The organism is Telluria sp. ZT3P25 (assembly GCF_059685895.1).
In genome coordinates this window covers 909,394-926,070 of record NZ_JCASIJ010000001.1, presented here as the reverse complement: position 1 = coordinate 926,070, position 16,677 = coordinate 909,394, and the positions used below count along the sequence as shown (strand labels likewise).

At 62.2% G+C, this 16,677-nt stretch carries 17 protein-coding genes; 10 read left to right on the top strand and 7 right to left on the bottom strand.

Annotated elements, in window-relative coordinates:
- The first annotated feature begins 47 nt into the window (after positions 1-47).
- The 6 genes from AC56LY_RS04095 to AC56LY_RS04070 all read left to right on the top strand — a co-directional run bounded on the left by AC56LY_RS04095 (position 48) and on the right by AC56LY_RS04070 (position 8,046).
- Positions 48-2,423 (top strand): putative bifunctional diguanylate cyclase/phosphodiesterase, encoded by a 2,376-nt coding sequence (locus AC56LY_RS04095; protein ID WP_499576802.1) that lies wholly within the window; start codon positions 48-50, stop codon positions 2,421-2,423.
- 210 nt (positions 2,424-2,633) lie between these two features.
- Positions 2,634-3,923 carry a sensor histidine kinase gene (locus tag AC56LY_RS04090; protein ID WP_499576801.1) on the top strand — a complete coding sequence of 430 codons (1,290 nt, stop codon included), beginning with the start codon at positions 2,634-2,636 and terminating at the stop codon, positions 3,921-3,923.
- A gap of 104 nt (positions 3,924-4,027) precedes the next feature.
- On the top strand, positions 4,028-4,789 hold the full coding sequence (locus AC56LY_RS04085) for a LytR/AlgR family response regulator transcription factor (protein ID WP_499576799.1): 762 nt from the start codon (positions 4,028-4,030) through the stop codon (positions 4,787-4,789).
- Between the two features lie 119 nt (positions 4,790-4,908).
- Positions 4,909-6,015 carry a PAS domain-containing sensor histidine kinase gene (locus tag AC56LY_RS04080; RefSeq protein WP_499576798.1) on the top strand — a complete coding sequence of 369 codons (1,107 nt, stop codon included), beginning with the start codon at positions 4,909-4,911 and terminating at the stop codon, positions 6,013-6,015.
- A gap of 151 nt (positions 6,016-6,166) precedes the next feature.
- Positions 6,167-7,207 (top strand): porin, encoded by a 1,041-nt coding sequence (locus AC56LY_RS04075; RefSeq protein WP_499576797.1) that lies wholly within the window; start codon positions 6,167-6,169, stop codon positions 7,205-7,207.
- 416 nt (positions 7,208-7,623) lie between these two features.
- Positions 7,624-8,046 carry a hypothetical protein gene (locus AC56LY_RS04070; RefSeq protein WP_499576795.1) on the top strand — a complete coding sequence of 141 codons (423 nt, stop codon included), beginning with the start codon at positions 7,624-7,626 and terminating at the stop codon, positions 8,044-8,046.
- A gap of 123 nt (positions 8,047-8,169) precedes the next feature.
- Here the strand turns inward: AC56LY_RS04070 and AC56LY_RS04065 are convergent, their stop codons facing one another.
- Positions 8,170-8,607: a PACE efflux transporter gene (locus AC56LY_RS04065; protein ID WP_499576793.1), complete on the bottom strand. Its 438-nt coding sequence runs from the start codon at positions 8,605-8,607 to the stop codon at positions 8,170-8,172.
- A gap of 146 nt (positions 8,608-8,753) precedes the next feature.
- Here AC56LY_RS04065 and AC56LY_RS04060 point away from each other — a divergent pair, with 146 nt between their 5' ends.
- Entirely contained in the window at positions 8,754-9,647 is an 894-nt protein-coding gene (locus tag AC56LY_RS04060; RefSeq protein ID WP_499576792.1) for a LysR family transcriptional regulator, read from the top strand.
- A gap of 117 nt (positions 9,648-9,764) precedes the next feature.
- Here the strand turns inward: AC56LY_RS04060 and AC56LY_RS04055 are convergent, their stop codons facing one another.
- The 6 genes from AC56LY_RS04055 to AC56LY_RS04030 all read right to left on the bottom strand — a co-directional run bounded on the left by AC56LY_RS04055 (position 9,765) and on the right by AC56LY_RS04030 (position 13,544).
- Positions 9,765-10,055, bottom strand: coding sequence for a hypothetical protein (locus tag AC56LY_RS04055; protein ID WP_499576790.1), 291 nt, complete (start codon positions 10,053-10,055; stop codon positions 9,765-9,767).
- A gap of 132 nt (positions 10,056-10,187) precedes the next feature.
- Positions 10,188-10,730: a hypothetical protein gene (locus AC56LY_RS04050; RefSeq protein WP_499576788.1), complete on the bottom strand. Its 543-nt coding sequence runs from the start codon at positions 10,728-10,730 to the stop codon at positions 10,188-10,190.
- Positions 10,731-10,909: 179 nt separating this feature from the next.
- Positions 10,910-11,356 (bottom strand): YaiI/YqxD family protein, encoded by a 447-nt coding sequence (locus AC56LY_RS04045; RefSeq protein WP_499576787.1) that lies wholly within the window; start codon positions 11,354-11,356, stop codon positions 10,910-10,912.
- Positions 11,357-11,386: 30 nt separating this feature from the next.
- Positions 11,387-11,911, bottom strand: a complete 525-nt coding sequence (locus AC56LY_RS04040; protein ID WP_499576785.1) for a GNAT family N-acetyltransferase — start codon at positions 11,909-11,911, stop codon at positions 11,387-11,389.
- Positions 11,908-12,606, bottom strand: coding sequence for a class I SAM-dependent methyltransferase (locus AC56LY_RS04035; RefSeq protein ID WP_499576784.1), 699 nt, complete (start codon positions 12,604-12,606; stop codon positions 11,908-11,910). The genes AC56LY_RS04040 and AC56LY_RS04035 overlap by 4 nt, the downstream gene beginning before the upstream one ends.
- On the bottom strand, positions 12,606-13,544 hold the full coding sequence (locus AC56LY_RS04030) for a CysB family HTH-type transcriptional regulator (RefSeq protein ID WP_499576783.1): 939 nt from the start codon (positions 13,542-13,544) through the stop codon (positions 12,606-12,608). The genes AC56LY_RS04035 and AC56LY_RS04030 overlap by 1 nt, the downstream gene beginning before the upstream one ends.
- A 165-nt stretch (positions 13,545-13,709) precedes the next feature.
- Between AC56LY_RS04030 and AC56LY_RS04025 the strand changes: the two genes are divergently transcribed.
- From AC56LY_RS04025 to AC56LY_RS04015, 3 genes are read left to right on the top strand one after another with little or no spacing between them, the layout of a single operon-like run.
- Positions 13,710-15,398 carry a nitrite/sulfite reductase gene (locus AC56LY_RS04025; protein WP_499576781.1) on the top strand — a complete coding sequence of 563 codons (1,689 nt, stop codon included), beginning with the start codon at positions 13,710-13,712 and terminating at the stop codon, positions 15,396-15,398.
- Positions 15,391-15,948, top strand: a complete 558-nt coding sequence (locus AC56LY_RS04020; RefSeq protein ID WP_499576779.1) for a DUF934 domain-containing protein — start codon at positions 15,391-15,393, stop codon at positions 15,946-15,948. The genes AC56LY_RS04025 and AC56LY_RS04020 overlap by 8 nt, the downstream gene beginning before the upstream one ends.
- Positions 15,949-15,951: 3 nt before the next feature.
- Positions 15,952-16,668 carry a phosphoadenylyl-sulfate reductase gene (locus AC56LY_RS04015; protein WP_499576777.1) on the top strand — a complete coding sequence of 239 codons (717 nt, stop codon included), beginning with the start codon at positions 15,952-15,954 and terminating at the stop codon, positions 16,666-16,668.
- Positions 16,669-16,677 lie beyond the last annotated feature (9 nt).

Here is a 16,677-nt window from a genome sequence, read left to right as displayed (position 1 = left end):
CGCAAGCGCAGACCCGACGCAGCGCGATGCGAGAGAGGCGGCCCGTCATGTCAACGTTTGCCCCTGCCGAGCAGGTCAGCTTTCTGGCTGACGGAGCGGGCAGCATCACCAGCTGGAATGCCGCATGCGCGGCGCTGTTCGGCCGCGCCGCAGCCGACATCATCGGTCAACCGCTCGTCAGCCTGCTGGCCGGTGGCGACTGGCTCGCCCTGCAACGTGCCGGCTACAGCCAGACCGCACTGGCAACCGCCGCCGGTCAGTGCGCTGCCGGCCTCAGCCTGGTACCGCAGTGCGCCGCCGACGGCGCACCGCTCGGCTACAGCATCACCATTACCCCCGCCATCCCCCCCGCTCTGCCCGGTGCTACCGAGGGCGACCGACTCGGCGCGACGCCGCTGTCCGCCGTCGTCGACCTGTTGCCCGGCACGTTCTACATCATGAACCGCGAAGGCCGCATTCTGCTCTGGAACCATAATCTCGAGCGGCTGTGCGAGATGATGCCGGACGAAATCGCCGCCGCCAACGGCATCGCCATGCTCGACTCGCGCGACCGCCCTGGGGCGCTCGTGCAGGTCGAGGCCATGTTCGCCAACAACACCGAGATCGCACTGGAAACCGATTACGTCTCGCGCAGCGGCCGCGAAACGCCGATGCTGCTGCGTGGCGCGCGCATCGATTGCAACGGCGGCCAGTACCTGGTCGGCATGGGCATCGACATTTCCAGGCAACGCGCGCGCGAGCGCCAGCTGGTCCTGTACCGGCGCGCCCTCAATGTCGCCCGCAATGGCGTGATCATCGCCCACGATAGCGGGCCCAACCGCGTGGTCGAGTATGTCAACCCCGCATTCGAACACATCACCGGCTACAGCGCCGACGAAGTCGTCGGGCGCGATCCCCGCTTCATGGCCGCGCCCGGCCTGGACGAAGACGAACGCAGCCGCATGCGCCTTGCCCTGCGCGAGCAGCGCTCGGTTCACGTCGTGCTGCGCAACCTGCGCAAGAATGGCGAACTGTTCTGGAACGACCTGCAGATCACGCCGGTGCACGACGACAACGGCAAGGTCACGCATTTCATCGGCATCATCAACGACGTCACCGCCAGCAAGCAGCGTGCGGAAGAGATCGAGCCCGACGCCAACCACGACAGCCTGACGGGCCTTGCCAACCGCACGCTGCTATGGGACCGGCTCGACCATGCGCTGCACCTGGCACGGCGCCACCAGTCGCTGGTGGCCACGGTGCTGGTCGACCTGGCCGGGTTCAAGACCATCAACCACACCTATGGCCACGATGCCGGCGACGCCGTGCTCAAGGTCGTGGCGCGGCGCCTGCAAGCGGCTGTGCGCGACTGCGACACCGTGGCGCGCATGGCAGGCGATGAATTCGTGATGGTGCTGGTGGACCAGCCGACCTTGCGCTTCACGCTGCGCGTGGTCGAGCGGTTACGGCGCGCACTGGTCATGCCGGTCGCGTACGGCGGCACCGACATCGCCGTCGGCGCGCGTATTGGCGTGGCAGCCTACCCGGGCGATGGCGCGACGCCAGCCGAACTGATCCGCGCGGCCGAGCTGGCGGTCCACCGCGCGAGGCAAGATGGCGGCGATGTGCATTTCTATTCCCGTGACATGCGCAGCGCCAGCGAAGCGCGCGTCGCGCTGGCCGGCACGATGCGCAGTGCGCTCGCCAACGATCAGTGGTTCCTGCTGTTCCAGCCACGGATGGAAGCGTGCAGCGGCAAGGTACGGGGGTTCGAAGCGCTGCTGCGCTGGCACCATCCCGAGCATGGCGTAATGTTGCCGGCATCATTTTTGGCCGAAGCCGAAGAAAGCGGCCAGATCGTCGCGATCGGCGGCTGGGTGCTGGACCAGGCCTGCGCCTTCGCCCGCGACCTGCGCGCCGCAGGTTACGCCGGGCTGCCAGTGGCAGTGAACGTGACACACCGCGAATACAGCCGGCCCGATTTCATCGCCGGCATCGCCCGCCGCATGCGGGAGGCCGGCTTACCCTCCGGTAGCCTCGAGATCGAGATCCCCGAAGCCGACCTGATCCGCAACCCTGGCTTGGGGCGCGACCTGGCCGTGCAACTACGCGCGGCCGGCGCGATGTTGTCGATCGACCAGTTCGGGCAAGGCATCTCCGATCTGGCGTTCTTGCAGCAATTGTCGGTGCGCCAGATAAAACTGTCCCGCAAGGCCGTGCATGACATCGCCCGGCACAGCCAGGGCGGCACGCTTGCCCGGACCCTGATCGACATCGGGCACAACCTTGATATCACGGTGGTCGGCGAAGCGGTGGAAACCGAGGCGCAGGTCGACTTTTTGCGCAGCCACGGCTGCGACCAGCTCCAGGGGCAATGGTTCAGCGCGCCCCTGTCCGCCGACGCGGCGCGTGATTTTTTGGCGCAGCGGCAACATGCATTGTAGGGTGGACGGGTCCCCGTCCACGCGTTCAACGCACGTCATCGCGCCACGACATCAAGCGAAGCCCGTCCATCCTACTGCCCCCGTCCATTCCCCGATTCATGCAGGCTGTCGCAGGATACTGGCCCTGACGCGCCCGGCGCGTTAAAGTTGCATCATTCCAACGGCCGATATTTCAGGCCGATGCAGCCTACTCCGACGATCGACGACGCCATGCAATCACGCAGCACGACACAGCACCATCTGGCCGGCATCCTGACCTGGCTCTACCGCGCCTTCGATGGCGTGGCGACCTGGGTCACCCAGCTGTCGTGGTGGAAGTTTCTTCTCTTCGCCGGCCTGACCCTGACCGCCGCCGGCATCCTGCAGGAAGAACTGTTCAACGGCCCGGCCGAAGAAGAAATTGCCCGCGCCGAGCGCGAGTCGGGCCGCCGCAGCGATGCCAGCATCCTGATCGACGAGAGCGGCATCCGCTTCAATCCCCGCACCCGGACGCGCACTGCCGAACCGGCCCCGGCGACCACGCCAGAAACACCCGAAGTGCCCGCAGTGCCAGATACGCCCGATACGCCACCGGGCCCGCCGGTCACGTCGACGACACCCTCCCCGAGCGCCGGTGCCGGCGCCGTCAACATCTCGCCCAACAGCGACTCGGTCCACATCGAACTGCCGCCGCAAATCGGCGAAGAATTGTCGAACGCCATCGAGGCGGCCGTCGAAGACGCCGCCGAACAGAAGGTGTCGCGTTACCACAAGCAGGCGTCGACGTGGTTCATGAACTTCGTCGTGCTCCTGCTGCTGGCCTTGTTCGGCACCAAGGCGCTGGTCGGCGGCAAGAAGCGCGCCGATGCCGAAGCCCAGGTGGCCAACGCGGCCGCCGAGCGCGAGGCGATGCGCCGCCAGTTGATGGAAACGAAAATGCAGATGATGCAGGCGCAGGTCGAGCCTCACTTTTTATTCAACACGCTGGCCTCGGTCGAGCACCTGATCCGCGTCGATCCGCCCCGCGCCTCGGCCATGCAGCGCAGCCTGATCCAGTACCTGCGCGCGGTGCTGCCGCAGATGCGCGACAACGCCGTCGTCACGGGCCTGGGGCGCGAGGTCGACATGGTCAACGCCTACCTGGACCTGCTCAAGATGCGGATGGAAGAACGCTTGAGCGTCAACCTGCGCGTGCCGGACGGCCTGCGCAGCGCGGCCTTCCCGCCGATGATGCTGCAGTCGATGGTCGAAAACGCGATCAAGCACGGGCTCGAGTGCAAGCCCGAAGGCGGCACCCTGAACATCGTTGCCGAGGTCGTCGACAGCCGCCTGCGCGTGACCGTGGCCGACGATGGTGTGGGCTTTGGCGTGATGCCGAGCGACGGCACCGGCCTGGGCCTGCAAACGATCCGCGAGCGCCTGAAACTGCTGCACGGCGACGCCGGCTGGCTGCACATCGGTGCCAACAGCCCGACGGGCGTGATCGCGACGATCGAAGTGCCTTACCAGTTGTCGAAGTAATCAAACGGCCAACGGGGCAGCGGCGATCGACGACTTGCCTGTTGGTCAGTTTCATTGAATAATCATTCAATCACTTTTCATAACAACCTTGTCAAGAGACCACCATGCCCACCGCGATAATTGCCGATGACGAAAGACTGATGCGCGACCAGCTGCGCATGCGCCTGCAGGAGGCCTGGCCAGAATTGCAGATCATCGGCGAAGCGAAGAATGGTGACGAAGCGGTGCAACTGGTGGGCGAGCTCAAGCCTGACCTGACGTTTCTGGATATCCGCATGCCGGGCAAGACCGGCATGGAAGCGGCGCGCGACATCGGCGACAAGAGCCTGATCGTGTTCGTCACCGCCTACGACCAGTACGCGGTGGAAGCGTTCGAACGCGGCGCCATCGACTACGTGCTCAAGCCGACCGAGCCGGACCGCTTGCGGGTCACGGTCGATCGCCTGAAAGAGCGCCTTGAGCGTCCGCAAGACAACGTCAACGACAGTGTCAGCGCCATGCTGAGCCAGCTGGCCGAAAAGATCGCCTCGCCCAAGCCGAAGCATCTGCAATGGATCCAGGCCAGCATCGGCCAGGATCTGCGCATGATTCCCGTCGAAGACATCCTGTTCTTCCGCTCGGACGAGAAATACACCAGCGTGCAGACGAGTGGCTTCGAGGCGCTGATCCGCAAGCCGGTGCGTGACCTGGCCGACGAGCTCGACCCGTCGCTGTTCTGGCAAATCCACCGCGCCACACTGGTCAACGTCAATGCCATCGAGGGCGTGACGCGCGATATCCGTGGCCGCCATCTGGTGATGGTCAAGGGCCGGCCCGAAAAACTCGAAGTCAGCCGCAGCTTCCTGCACCTGTTCAAGCAGATGTGACAACGTTGCCGGGCGCGCATGCCAATGCGCGCCTTGTGACCTCGCAAAGCCCCCAACGGGGTGTGCGCGTAGTGTAGAAGGTCCGGTCCGCACCCGTGACCTTCTCGTCCCGTACCCGCATGAAACTCCAGCGCACGATGCACCTGCGGCGCAACCGCAGCCCTGACCAGCGCGCCGCACGTGCCTGCGACAGCCGGCGCATCCTGCACAGTGCCAGCGACGCCATCCTGTCGGTCGGCCACGACAACACCATCCTGCTGGCCAATCCTGCAGCGGCGCGCATGTTCGATACGGGCGTGCCCAACCTGCAAGGCAGCGCGCTGGCGCGCTTCATCGCTGCCCCAGGCACCGAGGCCTGCACGCCGCTCGACTACTTTCCCGCCGGCCTCGGCCGCGCAGGCCGGCGCGCCACCGACTACGCCGTCACCGGCATTCGCAGCGATGGCGAGCGCTTTCCCATCGAAGGCTCGATTTCGAGCGTCGAGCACGACGGCCGGCCGATCTACACGGTGATCCTGCGCGACGTGTCCGAGCGCCACCTGGTCCAGCAGACACTGGCGCGCTCGCACGACCAGTTGCGCCAGTTGTCGTCGGCGCTGCAAAGCATCCGCGAAGAAGAGCGCACCCACATCGCACGCGAACTGCACGACGACCTCGGGCAATTGCTCGCGTCGCTGCGCATGGACCTCACGCTGCTGGCGCGTGTCGAGCGCTTGCCCGAGGCCAGCACGCCGCTGATCGGCGGCATGCAAAGCAATCTGCTCACGGCCATCGCGTCGCTGCGCCGGATTGCCACCAACCTGCGCCCGCGCGCGCTCGACGAAGGTGGGCTGTACTTCGCACTGCAAGGCTTGCGCGACGAATTTACCGAACGCCACGGCATCGCCTGCAGCATCCTCGCCGACGAAGCCGAATTGCGGCTGGACGATGCCGCCAGTACCGCCATCTTCCGCATCGTTCAAGAGGCGTTGACCAATATCGCCCGTCATGCCGGTGCGCAGCACGTATGCGTGAACCTGTACCGCATCAATGGCGACCTGCTGCTGACGATCCAGGACGACGGCCGGGGCATCCGCGCGCAAGACATGGACAAGGCTGAATCGCTGGGCCTGATCGGCATGCGCGAGCGGGTCTGGGCAATGCTGGGCGACATCACGATCGGTGCCGATGAGTCGCCTGGCACACGGATCGATATCGTGCTGCCGATTGCAGGCCACGTGGTCTGATGCCCGAAAAAACGGGCATGCCGATCGACCTATTGCATAAAAACAACAGTGCCAAGCTGTCATGAACGAGACACATAGTCTCGATAAGATCGCTGTCGATCTGAGTTGATTACAAACTCAACATCTTGTCGAAACCAAACTGGAGATCTTCATGAAGTATAAGTTCCTGGCCGCCGCCGTGCTGTCATCCCTGCCACTGTTCGCATCCGCCCAAACCAACGTCCAGATCTATGGCGTGATGGACGCGGCCATCGCGCTCGAAGACACCGATGTGCCGGGTGAAGACCGTCGCACCACGATCAGCTCGGGCAACCAGTCGAGCAGCCGTCTGGGCTTCCGCGGTACCGAAGATCTCGGCAATGGCCTGAAAGCCCTGTTCAACATCGAAGCCGGCGTCGCGCTGGACACCGGTGCCACTGATGCACAAACCTTCGGCCGCCGCGCCGTGGTCGGCCTGCAAGGCAACTTCGGTACCGTGACCCTGGGTCGCGAGTACTCGCCAATCGCTGCTGTCGCCGCCGCATCGGACATCAACGGTCAGGGCATGTACGGCAGCAACCTGTCGGCCTTCGGCACCAACCGTCTGACCCGTCGCCTGTCGAACTCGATCAACTACAAATCGAACGACCTGTCGGGCTTCGTCGTCAACGCCGCCTACTCGACCGCCGAAAAAACCGTCGACCCGTCGGGCGACCTGCTGGGCATCGCGCTGGAATACAAAATCGGCGGCCTGTACCTGGGCGCCGGTTACCACACCATCGAGCGTCTGGCTTCGGGCGACGACAAGGAAATGGCATTCGGTGCCGGCTACAAATTCGGTGACTTCGAAATCAAGGGTAACTACCTGGAAGCCGAACTGGAAGGCACCACCGCCAGCAACGGCGTCGAGTACAAGAACGCCAACATCGGTGCATCGTACGCACTGGGCGCCAACAAGTTCTTCCTGAACTTCCAGCAGCAGAAGCTGAACAACGGCGCCAAGGGCAACACCGTGGCCGTGTCGTACACCTACACGCTGTCCAAGCGCACCAACTTCTACGGCACCTACGCCCAGCTGAGCAACAACAACCGCGCTGCCTTCGGCATCAACGCGTCGTCGAACAACGTGACCCCGGTCTCGAGCGTTCCGGCCATCAGCGCGCTGAGCGCCGATCCATCGGTCCTGACCGTCGGTATCCGTCACGCGTTCTAACCATGGCGCCGCACACGCTGCCAACGGCGGCGTGTGACGGACGCTGTCCGTTCCTGCGTTCGTGGGAACGTTTGATGCCGGCGCTGCCGGCATTTTTCATTGGTGCGAGCCTGATTGGATATATCGGCCGCCTCGCCTTTGCGGGATATTACCGCTCAACTTTTTGGATTTGATACGAATCTGAAAACGACCAGACAAATCGCGTGTCATGCCGTTTCCATCTAACTTTTTGAGCAAATAGTCAATTTAGTCAGGATCATTGTTTTACGCTTGCCGTTCAACGCACCCGACCTAAACTCAATTCCGACTCACGACAGCCTCAGACGTGGTCAATTTTTCCCCAACGACAAGGCATCACGCCTTTTTGCGCAAACGTCAGAACAGGCGCCTCTGCCTATATTTCATAAGGAAATATCATGCGCATTTCATCTGTTTTGCTTCCCGCAACCCTGTTTCTTCTCGCATCGACTTCTGGCGCGCAGACTTGGCCTTATCCACAAAATGACACGGCGCCAGTCACGTCCGTGGTTGTCAGCGCAGCAGCAAAGCCGGTTCGTATTCAGGAAGAACAAGCCCGGCAAATTGCCGGAACCTACGATCTGGTAAATGGCTGGCGCCTGAAAGTACGACCAGGCACCCGCACGATCGATACTAAGATCGATAAACAGCAACCTATGCGTCTTCTTGCTGTCGCCCCTTATAAATTCGTGTCGGGAGATGGTCGAGTCACCATGGAATTCAATCTTGGCGAATTCGGCGACGACATGCTCATGACCTACGCGCCAGACCCGCGCTTCGCCGATATGGTGGTGATCTCATCGGCTGTTGCGCAGCGCTAGTGAAGGACCATGACTGGCCACTGCCCAGCCAAGGCCTCTCTGCCAATCAATCACAACGCGGCTTCTCAATACAGCGGGTTGCCGCGTTATTCCCATCCAGACGTTGCGGGTAGTCGGCGATATTCAGCAGGGCTGCGCGGGCGCCGCCACACTGGCGACCGGAAACAAACGATCATAGGCAAGATTGAACAGGAAGCCGTAGACCAGATAAAACGTCACGATAGCAATATCCATGAGTAAGGCAGCCCACAGGCCAATCCCCAGATACCAGGCGATCAACGGGATCAACATGGCAACCAGGCCTGCTTCGAACAGGAAGGTATGCGTGACACGAATCGCCATCGTCTTTTCGACACTGCCCCGCAGACGCAGCATGGCGCGGTCAAATCCGAAGTTGAACACGAAATTCCAGAGTGTGGCGATGGTGGCCGAGAAAATGCCGATGACGCCCATGTCCTGCACGGGCTGGTCGAACAGTACGGCCGAGCCGGGGATGAAGATGGCCAGCGCCACCGCCTCGAAAAGAAGCGCGTGCCGCACGCGATCAGCGAATGTACGCATGTAAATCCTTGTTATTGTTGGTGGGGCTTACGGCAAGCAGATGTTGAGGGGTACGTTCAAACGCTGGACCGGCAAAGCAAGGCAAGATCATCCCATAGTCTATAAATGCACACATAGCCAAGAAACTGAGGCATCATGATGCAAATATGAAACACTTGAACTGGGATGACCTGCGCTTGCTGGCGTTCATCGCGCAAGAGGGCACCTTGCGTGGTGCTGCCCGAAAGGCGGGATTGAGCCCCGCCACACTGTCACGAAGGCTTGACCAGCTTGAGGAGGCGGTCGGCCAGAAGCTGGTCGAGCGCCATCAAGGCGGTTGCGTGCCAACGACGTTTGGCGTGGACATGTTCGCCCTGGCCGAACAGATGAGCGATATTGCATTGGAAGTCGAGCATGCACAGGCTCGGCAGAATGCAAGTTCTGCGTCGGGCGTGGTGCGCATCAATACCGATGAATGGCTCTCGTACTTCCTGACGACCCGCTTCGCACCGTTCCATGATGCCTATCCGGATGTGGAAGTCGAGATCGTTACTTCCCACCGCCCCTATAACCTGGCACGGCGCGAAGCCGATATCGCCATCCGCCCTTACCGGCCCGAACAGCTCGACCTCGTGGCACGCCAGGTCGGCACGCTGTCGTTTGGACTGTACGGCAGTCAGGCGATTGCAACGCGTTATGCGTCGGCCATCGCAAACCAGGACTGGACAGGCGTGCCATTCGTGGGCTTCGACGAGCCTCGTGCCGAGTTCCAGTCCGACCGGTGGCTACGGGCGCTGCCCGGTGCGTCGGCACCCTGGATGCGCTGCAGTTATGGCCTTGGCATTCTTGATGGCGTTACACATGGCGCCGGTCTGGGGGTGCTGGCCTCGTTTCTGGCGAGCGAAGCACATGGTCTTGTCACGGCAATTCCGCATATTCCCGAATTGGACCAGGCCATCTGGCTCTCGATGCATCGCACCGTGCGAACGACTGCGCGTGTCAGAGCGGTAGTCGATTTCGTGGGCTTGCTGTTCGCGCAGTACCACGAGGGCGAGGGTTGATGCGTAAAAAAACCCGCGAGACTTGCGGGTTTTTTCATGCGCCAACCGGTTATTTGGTCTTTGCGGTTTCCGATACACGTGTTTCGTGCGTACCGGCTAGCACCTCTACCGACACCATCACTTTGGTTTGACGGTATCCTTGCTCTCGGTTTTCGCCATCGCCTTGGCTTCCTTGTCGGCTTGCGCTACTGCTTTCGCATCGGCCTTGCTGACCTTCTTGACCAGCTTGCCGTCGGTTTGCGTGCTGCCTTTCAGATTTTCGTTAGGTACAAACGCAGCTTTCGGCGTCTTGGTGTCCGTCGTGGCGTGCGCTTCCGACGTTGCTGACGACGAATGCGTGGCCGGCGTCTGGGCGAAGGCAGCGGTGGCAAACAGACCTGCAATCAGGGTAACAGTCATTTTTTTCATGGTGCAGCTCCTTGGGTGGTGGTTTGGAAGTGCATGTTTTCCATGCGACTAACCAATCAACGATGAGCTGGCCAAGCTGTTGACCGACTTAACAAATGCTTACATTTATTGAGTCGGCGATGATCCGGTCACTCATGCAAGACCGCGCCTGGCGCGGACCTTGCGCCACAACGCGCCCCAGGCGGTATGCACCATCCATGAAAACAGCGCGACCATGGCGCCGAATGCTGCTGGCAAAACTGGCCCGATCACAAACCCCATGCCGACAACGAATCCAAGCACATACTCTCCATGCCACAGGCGCAGCACGAGGGCCAGGGCCAGCAGACCGAAGAAAGCATAGTCAACCAGCGTGCTGCCGTGCGAGAACAGGAGCGACAATACGAGGCCATAAGCCAGAGCACATACGAATGCGGCCAGCGCTGCAAACCCCTTCGCGCTGTGCTGAGCGCTGCGCTCACTGCGGCGGCGCAACTGGGTCATGGTCCACCACGTCAACAGCGGAATCAGGAGCAGTCCCCACCAGTTCGAGACAGCGGGCAGATCCGGACTGGCCAGCAGGTGGTGGGACCGCACGCCACCGTTCAGGTATTCCCATGCCAGGATGCCGGCTTCGGCCCCAAACGCGAGCAAGGTAAGCTGGATGCGGCGATCTCTGACTGACACGGCTGGCATGATTCCCCCGGATGACAAGTCGATCAAGTGGCCGACGCTTCGCCACTGGCGCAGATTGCATGTACAAGCGGACTACCCTACCAGAAGCCGCGGCCCGAATCTACGGCCCGGGTCGATTACATGCCACTGTCATACCGGGCATATACATTTACGCCAATCAGCGATCGGCACGATGGGATTTATTTCAGTTTTGCCAGCGCTCGATCGAGCGCATTGGCAAAATTGCGGCTGTCGGCCTGACTGAACGCCGCCGGCCCACCAGTATCGACGCCGCTGCCGCGCAGTTCTTCCATGAAGGCGCGCATCGTCAATTGCTGCGCGATCGTGTCCTTCGTGTACCAGTCGCCACGCGGATTGAGCGGCAGGCCACCCTTTTCCAGCACCAGCGCCGCCAGCGGAATATCGCCGGTGACGACGATGTCGCCGGGACTGACGCGTTCGACGATCTCGGCATCGGCCACATCGGCGCCGGCCGGCACCTGCAGCGCGCGGATAAAGCGCGAACCCGGCACGCGCATCAACTGGTTCGCCACCAGCGTGACGGGCAGCTGGGTGCGCTCCGCTACCCGGAACAGGATGTCCTTGATGACGCCAGGGCAGGCATCGGCGTCGACCCAGATATGCATGATAAGAATGAAATGAGTGGTTCTGAAAGATCAGTCGGGCACATCACCATTGATGATGAACTGGTGAAAAACCTCATGATGTGGCCCGGGCTGGACTGACCTGAACGGCAGCCGCGTAAACGCGCTCTGCCAGTAACGCAGTGCACGTTCATCCTTGCGAAACACCGCAATCAACCACGGCCCTTCGTGACCCGGCACGATCCTGCGCGCGGCAGCCTCGGCCAGGCCAAGACGGCGGTACTTCGGCATGACGAACAGGTCGGCCAATTCCCGTATCTGTCCACCTTCGAACGGGATCGATTCGACCAATACGAAACCGGCCGCTTGACCATCTACCTTCAATAGCCAGGCTGCGTCCACGCCGTCCGGCTCGCAGTAGCTTGCCACGCCAGCTGGGTCGCACTCGAACAGCCCATCTTCCAGCAAGTCTTCGCCGCTCCACTGAGTCGCCTCGAAGTAATAGAACTGCAGCATGCGGAACAACAACGCCTGATGCTCGCGTGTTGCACGCTCGACCGCGAATCGACTGTCGGCTGGCTGCAAAGGCACGGTCATTTCAAGCGGCAGGTCAGCACCCAGTAAAACTCCCAGCGCGCCACGCGGATCTCGCGCCCGGCCGCGCCCACGCGCTTGCGCAGCGCGCTGTCGGTCGGGTAGTTCTTGACGAGTTCGTGCTGCTTGCCGTCGGCGTCGAGCTGGAATTCGTGGGTGTTGCCCAGCAAGTCGGTGCGCACGGTGACGGCGCTCTCGCCTTCGACGTAGTTGTCGTCGAACAGCACCAGCAGCACATCCTTGCCCAGCCGCTTTTTCAGTGATTGCAGCAGATCGTCCTGCTGCTTGCGGGTCAGGTGCGCCCACAGGCCGCCCAGGAATACGGCTGTGAACTTGTCCTCCCCCGTGCCCAGGTCATCCGGGAGCGCCAGTGCGTCCAGCAGGCGATACTCGACATTGTCCAGGTCCTCGCCATGCATTTGCGCGAGTTCGAGCATCGCGGCGCTGGCGTCGGTGGCGACGATCGACTCAGCGGTTTCGGCCAGCACCTCGGTCCAGGCGCCGCTACCGCAGCCCAGTTCCAGGATGCGGTGGCCGGCCAGCAGCGTGGAAATCTGCTCGCGCGCTTCGTCCAGGTCTTCCAGCTGCTCGTCGGCCACTTCGGCGGCGGCGTTGTCATAGTGGGCGGCGATGCTGTCGTAATAGGCGATAACCGGATTCTTGTCCATCGGTGCTTCCATTGAAATATCGTTGTGCATCAAAGTTCGTAATTGTCCCCACCGCGCATGGCCGATTCGACCATCTTGCGATTCAGTGTCGGCGTCAGCAGTTCGATGAAGGTGTACACATAGCTGCGCAGGTAGGCGCCCTGCTTGATCGCCACGCGCGACGTGTTCATGCCGAACAGGTGGCCGACCGGGATCGCGCGCAGGCCGCGGTCGCGCTCGGGGTCGAACGCCATGCCGGCGATGATGCCGATGCCCATGCCCAGCTCGACGTAGGTCTTGATCACGTCGGCGTCGATCGCCTCCAGCAACACGTCGGGTTTCAGGCTGCGCAGGCCGAAGGCATGATCGATCTTGCTGCGCCCGGCGAAGGCGGCATCATACGTGATGATCGGGTAGCTGGCGATTTCTTCGAGCGAGATCGCCCGCGACTTGAACAGCGGGTGCTCGGGCGGCGCCACCACCACGTGCTCCCACTGGTAGGCCGGCAGTGTGATCAGGCCGTCGATCGTCGTGATGGCCTCGGTGGCGATGGCCAGGTCGGCCTGGTCGCTCTTGACCATGTCGGCGATCTGCTTCGGATTGCCCTGCAGCAGCGACAGGCGCACCTTCGGGTACTTCTGCATGAAGGCCTGCACGACTTTCGGCAGCATGTAGCGCGCCTGCGTGTGCGTGGTGGCAATGGTGAAGCTGCCGCTGTCGTGCGCGGCGTACTCCTTGCCGATGCGCTTGAGGCTTTCGATCTCCTGCATGATCAGCTCGACCGACTGCAGCACCAGCCGGCCCGGCTCGGTCAGGCCACGGATCCGCTTGCCATGGCGTGTGAAGATGTCGACGCCCAGCTCTTCTTCCAGCTCGATGATCGCCTTCGAGACCCCCGGCTGCGAGGTAAACAGCGATTTGGCGGCGTCGGTCAGGTTGTAGTTCTGGCGCACGGCCTCGCGCACGAAGCGCAGCTGGTGGAGGTTCATTCTGTAAATATTCTTGTTGGCTCTGCGAACAGCATTTTAAGATGCTTATTCGGGTTACGTATATAAGCAAATAAATTATCCGTAGTTTGGAATATAAGTCGACCTCCGTATCATCGGAACATTATTGAATGGGCGTGCACTATCCGCCCTTACCGGAACAAGCCCATGTATCGTTACGACCAGTACGACCACCTCATCGTGCGCGAGCGCATCGCCCAGTACCGCGACCAGGTGGCGCGCCGCCTGAGCGGTGAGTTGCTCGAAGAAGAATTCATCCCGCTGCGCCTGCAGAATGGCCTGTACATGCAGCGCCACGCCTACATGCTGCGCGTGGCCGTGCCTTACGGCCTGCTGTCGAGCGCCCAGGTGCGCATGTTCGGCCACATCGCCCGCACCTACGACCGCGGCTATGGCCACTTCACCACGCGCCAGAACATCCAGTACAACTGGATCGAGCTGGAGCAGACCCCGGACATCCTGACCGACCTGGCGTCGGTCGAGATGCACGCGATTCAGACCTCAGGCAATTGCATCCGCAACATCACCACCGACGAATTCGCCGGTGTGGCGGCCGATGAGATCATCGATCCGCGCCCGTTCGCCGAGATCCTGCGCCAGTGGAGCACCTTCCACCCGGAATTTGCCGCCCTCCCCCGCAAGTTCAAGGTCGCCATCAATGGCGCAGTCGAAGACCGCGCGGCCATCGCCGTGCACGATATCGGTCTGACGGTTGTGTACAACGAAGCAGGCGAAGTCGGCTTCAAGTTCATGGCCGGTGGCGGCATGGGCCGTACGCCAATCCTGGGCAGCGTCATCCGCGAGTTTTTGCCATGGCAGCACCTGCTGACGTACACCGAAGCGGTGATGCGCGTGTACAACCAAAACGGTCGCCGCGACAACAAGTACAAGGCACGCATCAAGATTTTGCTCAAGGCGATGGGCGTCGAGGAATTCACGCGCCAGGTCGAAGCCGAATGGGCCGACCTGAAAGATGGCCCTGAAACGCTGACGCAGGAAGAATTCGACCGCGTTGCCAAGTGGTTCCAGCCGCATGCCTACCACACGCTCGAGACGATCGACGTGGCTGCGTCACAGCCGGACAACAAACCATTCGCCAACTGGCTCGATCGCAACGTCAAGCCACACAAGGTGCCGGGTTACGCCGCCGTGCTGCTGTCGCTGAAGAAAACCGGCGTGCCGCCGGGCGACGCCACCGACGGGCAACTCGATTTCGTGGCCGACCTGGCCGATCAGTTCAGCTTTGGCGAAGTGCGCGTGACGCACGAGCAGAACCTGGTGCTGGCCGATGTGGAACAAAGCCAGTTGTTCGCGCTGTGGGAATTGCTTAAGTCGCAGGGCCTGGCCACGCCAAACATTGGCCTCTTGACCGACATCATTGCCTGCCCGGGCGGCGACTACTGCTCGCTGGCCAACGCCAAGTCGCTGCCGATTGCCGCGGCCATTGCCGAGCGCTTCGACGACCTGGATTTCCAGCACGACATCGGCGACATCGAACTGAACATCTCGGGCTGCATCAATGCCTGCGGTCACCACCACGTCGGCAATATCGGCATCCTGGGCGTGGACAAGGATGGCAGCGAGTGGTACCAGGTGTCGGTCGGCGGCGCGCAGGGCAATACCTCGGCCATCGGCAAGATCATCGGGCCGTCGTTCTCGGCGCCGCAAATGCCGGAAGTCATCGGGCGCCTGCTCGAGACGTATGTCCAGTGCCGGATCGAGGGTGAGCGCTTCGTCGACACCGTGGGCCGCCTGGGCATCGCCCCATTCAAGGAACATGTGTATGCCACGCCGATTCCGGCCGGCGAACCCGCGAAGGAAGACCAGTATGCTTGACGCTCACCCACAGATCATCAAGGGCCGCGAAGTCGTCGCCGACGACTGGAGCGTGCTGCGTCTTGCAGAAACCGATGCAGCCGAGACGATCGAGGTCCCGGCCGGCAAGATCATCGTGCCGCTGACCGTCTGGCTGGCCCAGCGCGCGGTGCTGGAGACGCGCGCCGAGCTCGGCGTATGGCTGGCACCGGACGAACGCGCGGAGAGCATCAAGGACGATCTGGGCCGCTTTGCGGTCATCGCGATCGACTTTCCGAAGTTCACCGATGGCCGTGGCTACTCGACTGCCTTCAACCTGCGCCGGCGCCTTGGCTGGACGGGCGAACTGCGCGCCATCGGCGACGTGCTGCGCGACCAGCTGTTCCAGATGCAGCGCTGCGGCTTCGATGCATTTGCCACCCGGCCGGATCGCAGCATCCACGATGCGCTCAAGGGCTTGTCGGTGTTCTCGGAAACCTACCAGGCGTCGATCGACAATCCGGTGCCGTTGTTCCGCCGCGTGCCGCGGGAAACCCCGGCGGCCTCAAGCGACGTTGTCAGCCAGGAGTAACCCATGAGCGATCTGCATCGTCGCGTGGCCGAGACCAGCGCGATCCTGGAACGTATTGCCCGCGATTTCACGCCGGCCGTGTTCGCATCGAGCCTGGCTGCGGAAGACATGGTGCTGACCGACCTGATCCTGAAGGCAGAACTGCCGATTGCGATCTTCTCGCTCGAGACGGGCCGTCTGCATGCCGAGACGCTGGCGATGATCGATCGCGTCAAGGAAAACTACGACTACGATATCGCCCTGTTCCGCCCCGACGCGCTGGCGGTCGAGCGCTACGTCACGCAAAACGGGCTGAACGCGTTCTACGAGAGCGTGGACATGCGCAAGGAATGCTGCCGCATCCGCAAGGTCGAGCCGCTTGGCCGTGCGCTGGCCGGCAAGCGCGCCTGGATCACGGGCCAGCGCCGCGCGCAATCGGCCACGCGCGCCGAACTGGCGGTGCAGGAAGGCGATCTGGGCCACGCCATGCAGAAGTTCAATCCGTTGACGGACTGGAGCGAAGAGAACGTCTGGGACTATCTGCGCTCGAACAATGTGCCGTACAACGCGCTGCACGATCGGGGCTTTCCGTCGATCGGCTGCGAACCGTGCACCCGCGCTGTCCAGCCTGGCGAAGATGTGCGCGCCGGCCGCTGGTGGTGGGAAAACCCGGAATCGAAGGAATGCGGGCTGCACGTCGTGGACGGCAAACTTATCCGCATCAAATCCGTGGCTGCCTAAGCCACAACA

What these genes read in the sequence shown, in the direction of transcription:
- AC56LY_RS04095 (WP_499576802.1), top strand. Translation starts at nt 48, where the DNA reads ATGTCAACGTTTGCCCCTGCCGAGCAGGTCAGCTTTCTGGCTGACGGA.
- AC56LY_RS04090 (WP_499576801.1), top strand. Translation starts at nt 2,634, where the DNA reads ATGCAATCACGCAGCACGACACAGCACCATCTGGCCGGCATCCTGACC.
- AC56LY_RS04085 (WP_499576799.1), top strand. Translation starts at nt 4,028, where the DNA reads ATGCCCACCGCGATAATTGCCGATGACGAAAGACTGATGCGCGACCAG.
- AC56LY_RS04080 (WP_499576798.1), top strand. Translation starts at nt 4,909, where the DNA reads ATGAAACTCCAGCGCACGATGCACCTGCGGCGCAACCGCAGCCCTGAC.
- AC56LY_RS04075 (WP_499576797.1), top strand. Translation starts at nt 6,167, where the DNA reads ATGAAGTATAAGTTCCTGGCCGCCGCCGTGCTGTCATCCCTGCCACTG.
- AC56LY_RS04070 (WP_499576795.1), top strand. Translation starts at nt 7,624, where the DNA reads ATGCGCATTTCATCTGTTTTGCTTCCCGCAACCCTGTTTCTTCTCGCA.
- AC56LY_RS04065 (WP_499576793.1), bottom strand. Translation starts at nt 8,607, where the DNA reads ATGCGTACATTCGCTGATCGCGTGCGGCACGCGCTTCTTTTCGAGGCG.
- AC56LY_RS04060 (WP_499576792.1), top strand. Translation starts at nt 8,754, where the DNA reads ATGAAACACTTGAACTGGGATGACCTGCGCTTGCTGGCGTTCATCGCG.
- AC56LY_RS04055 (WP_499576790.1), bottom strand. Translation starts at nt 10,055, where the DNA reads ATGAAAAAAATGACTGTTACCCTGATTGCAGGTCTGTTTGCCACCGCT.
- AC56LY_RS04050 (WP_499576788.1), bottom strand. Translation starts at nt 10,730, where the DNA reads ATGCCAGCCGTGTCAGTCAGAGATCGCCGCATCCAGCTTACCTTGCTC.
- AC56LY_RS04045 (WP_499576787.1), bottom strand. Translation starts at nt 11,356, where the DNA reads ATGCATATCTGGGTCGACGCCGATGCCTGCCCTGGCGTCATCAAGGAC.
- AC56LY_RS04040 (WP_499576785.1), bottom strand. Translation starts at nt 11,911, where the DNA reads ATGACCGTGCCTTTGCAGCCAGCCGACAGTCGATTCGCGGTCGAGCGT.
- AC56LY_RS04035 (WP_499576784.1), bottom strand. Translation starts at nt 12,606, where the DNA reads ATGCACAACGATATTTCAATGGAAGCACCGATGGACAAGAATCCGGTT.
- AC56LY_RS04030 (WP_499576783.1), bottom strand. Translation starts at nt 13,544, where the DNA reads ATGAACCTCCACCAGCTGCGCTTCGTGCGCGAGGCCGTGCGCCAGAAC.
- AC56LY_RS04025 (WP_499576781.1), top strand. Translation starts at nt 13,710, where the DNA reads ATGTATCGTTACGACCAGTACGACCACCTCATCGTGCGCGAGCGCATC.
- AC56LY_RS04020 (WP_499576779.1), top strand. Translation starts at nt 15,391, where the DNA reads ATGCTTGACGCTCACCCACAGATCATCAAGGGCCGCGAAGTCGTCGCC.
- AC56LY_RS04015 (WP_499576777.1), top strand. Translation starts at nt 15,952, where the DNA reads ATGAGCGATCTGCATCGTCGCGTGGCCGAGACCAGCGCGATCCTGGAA.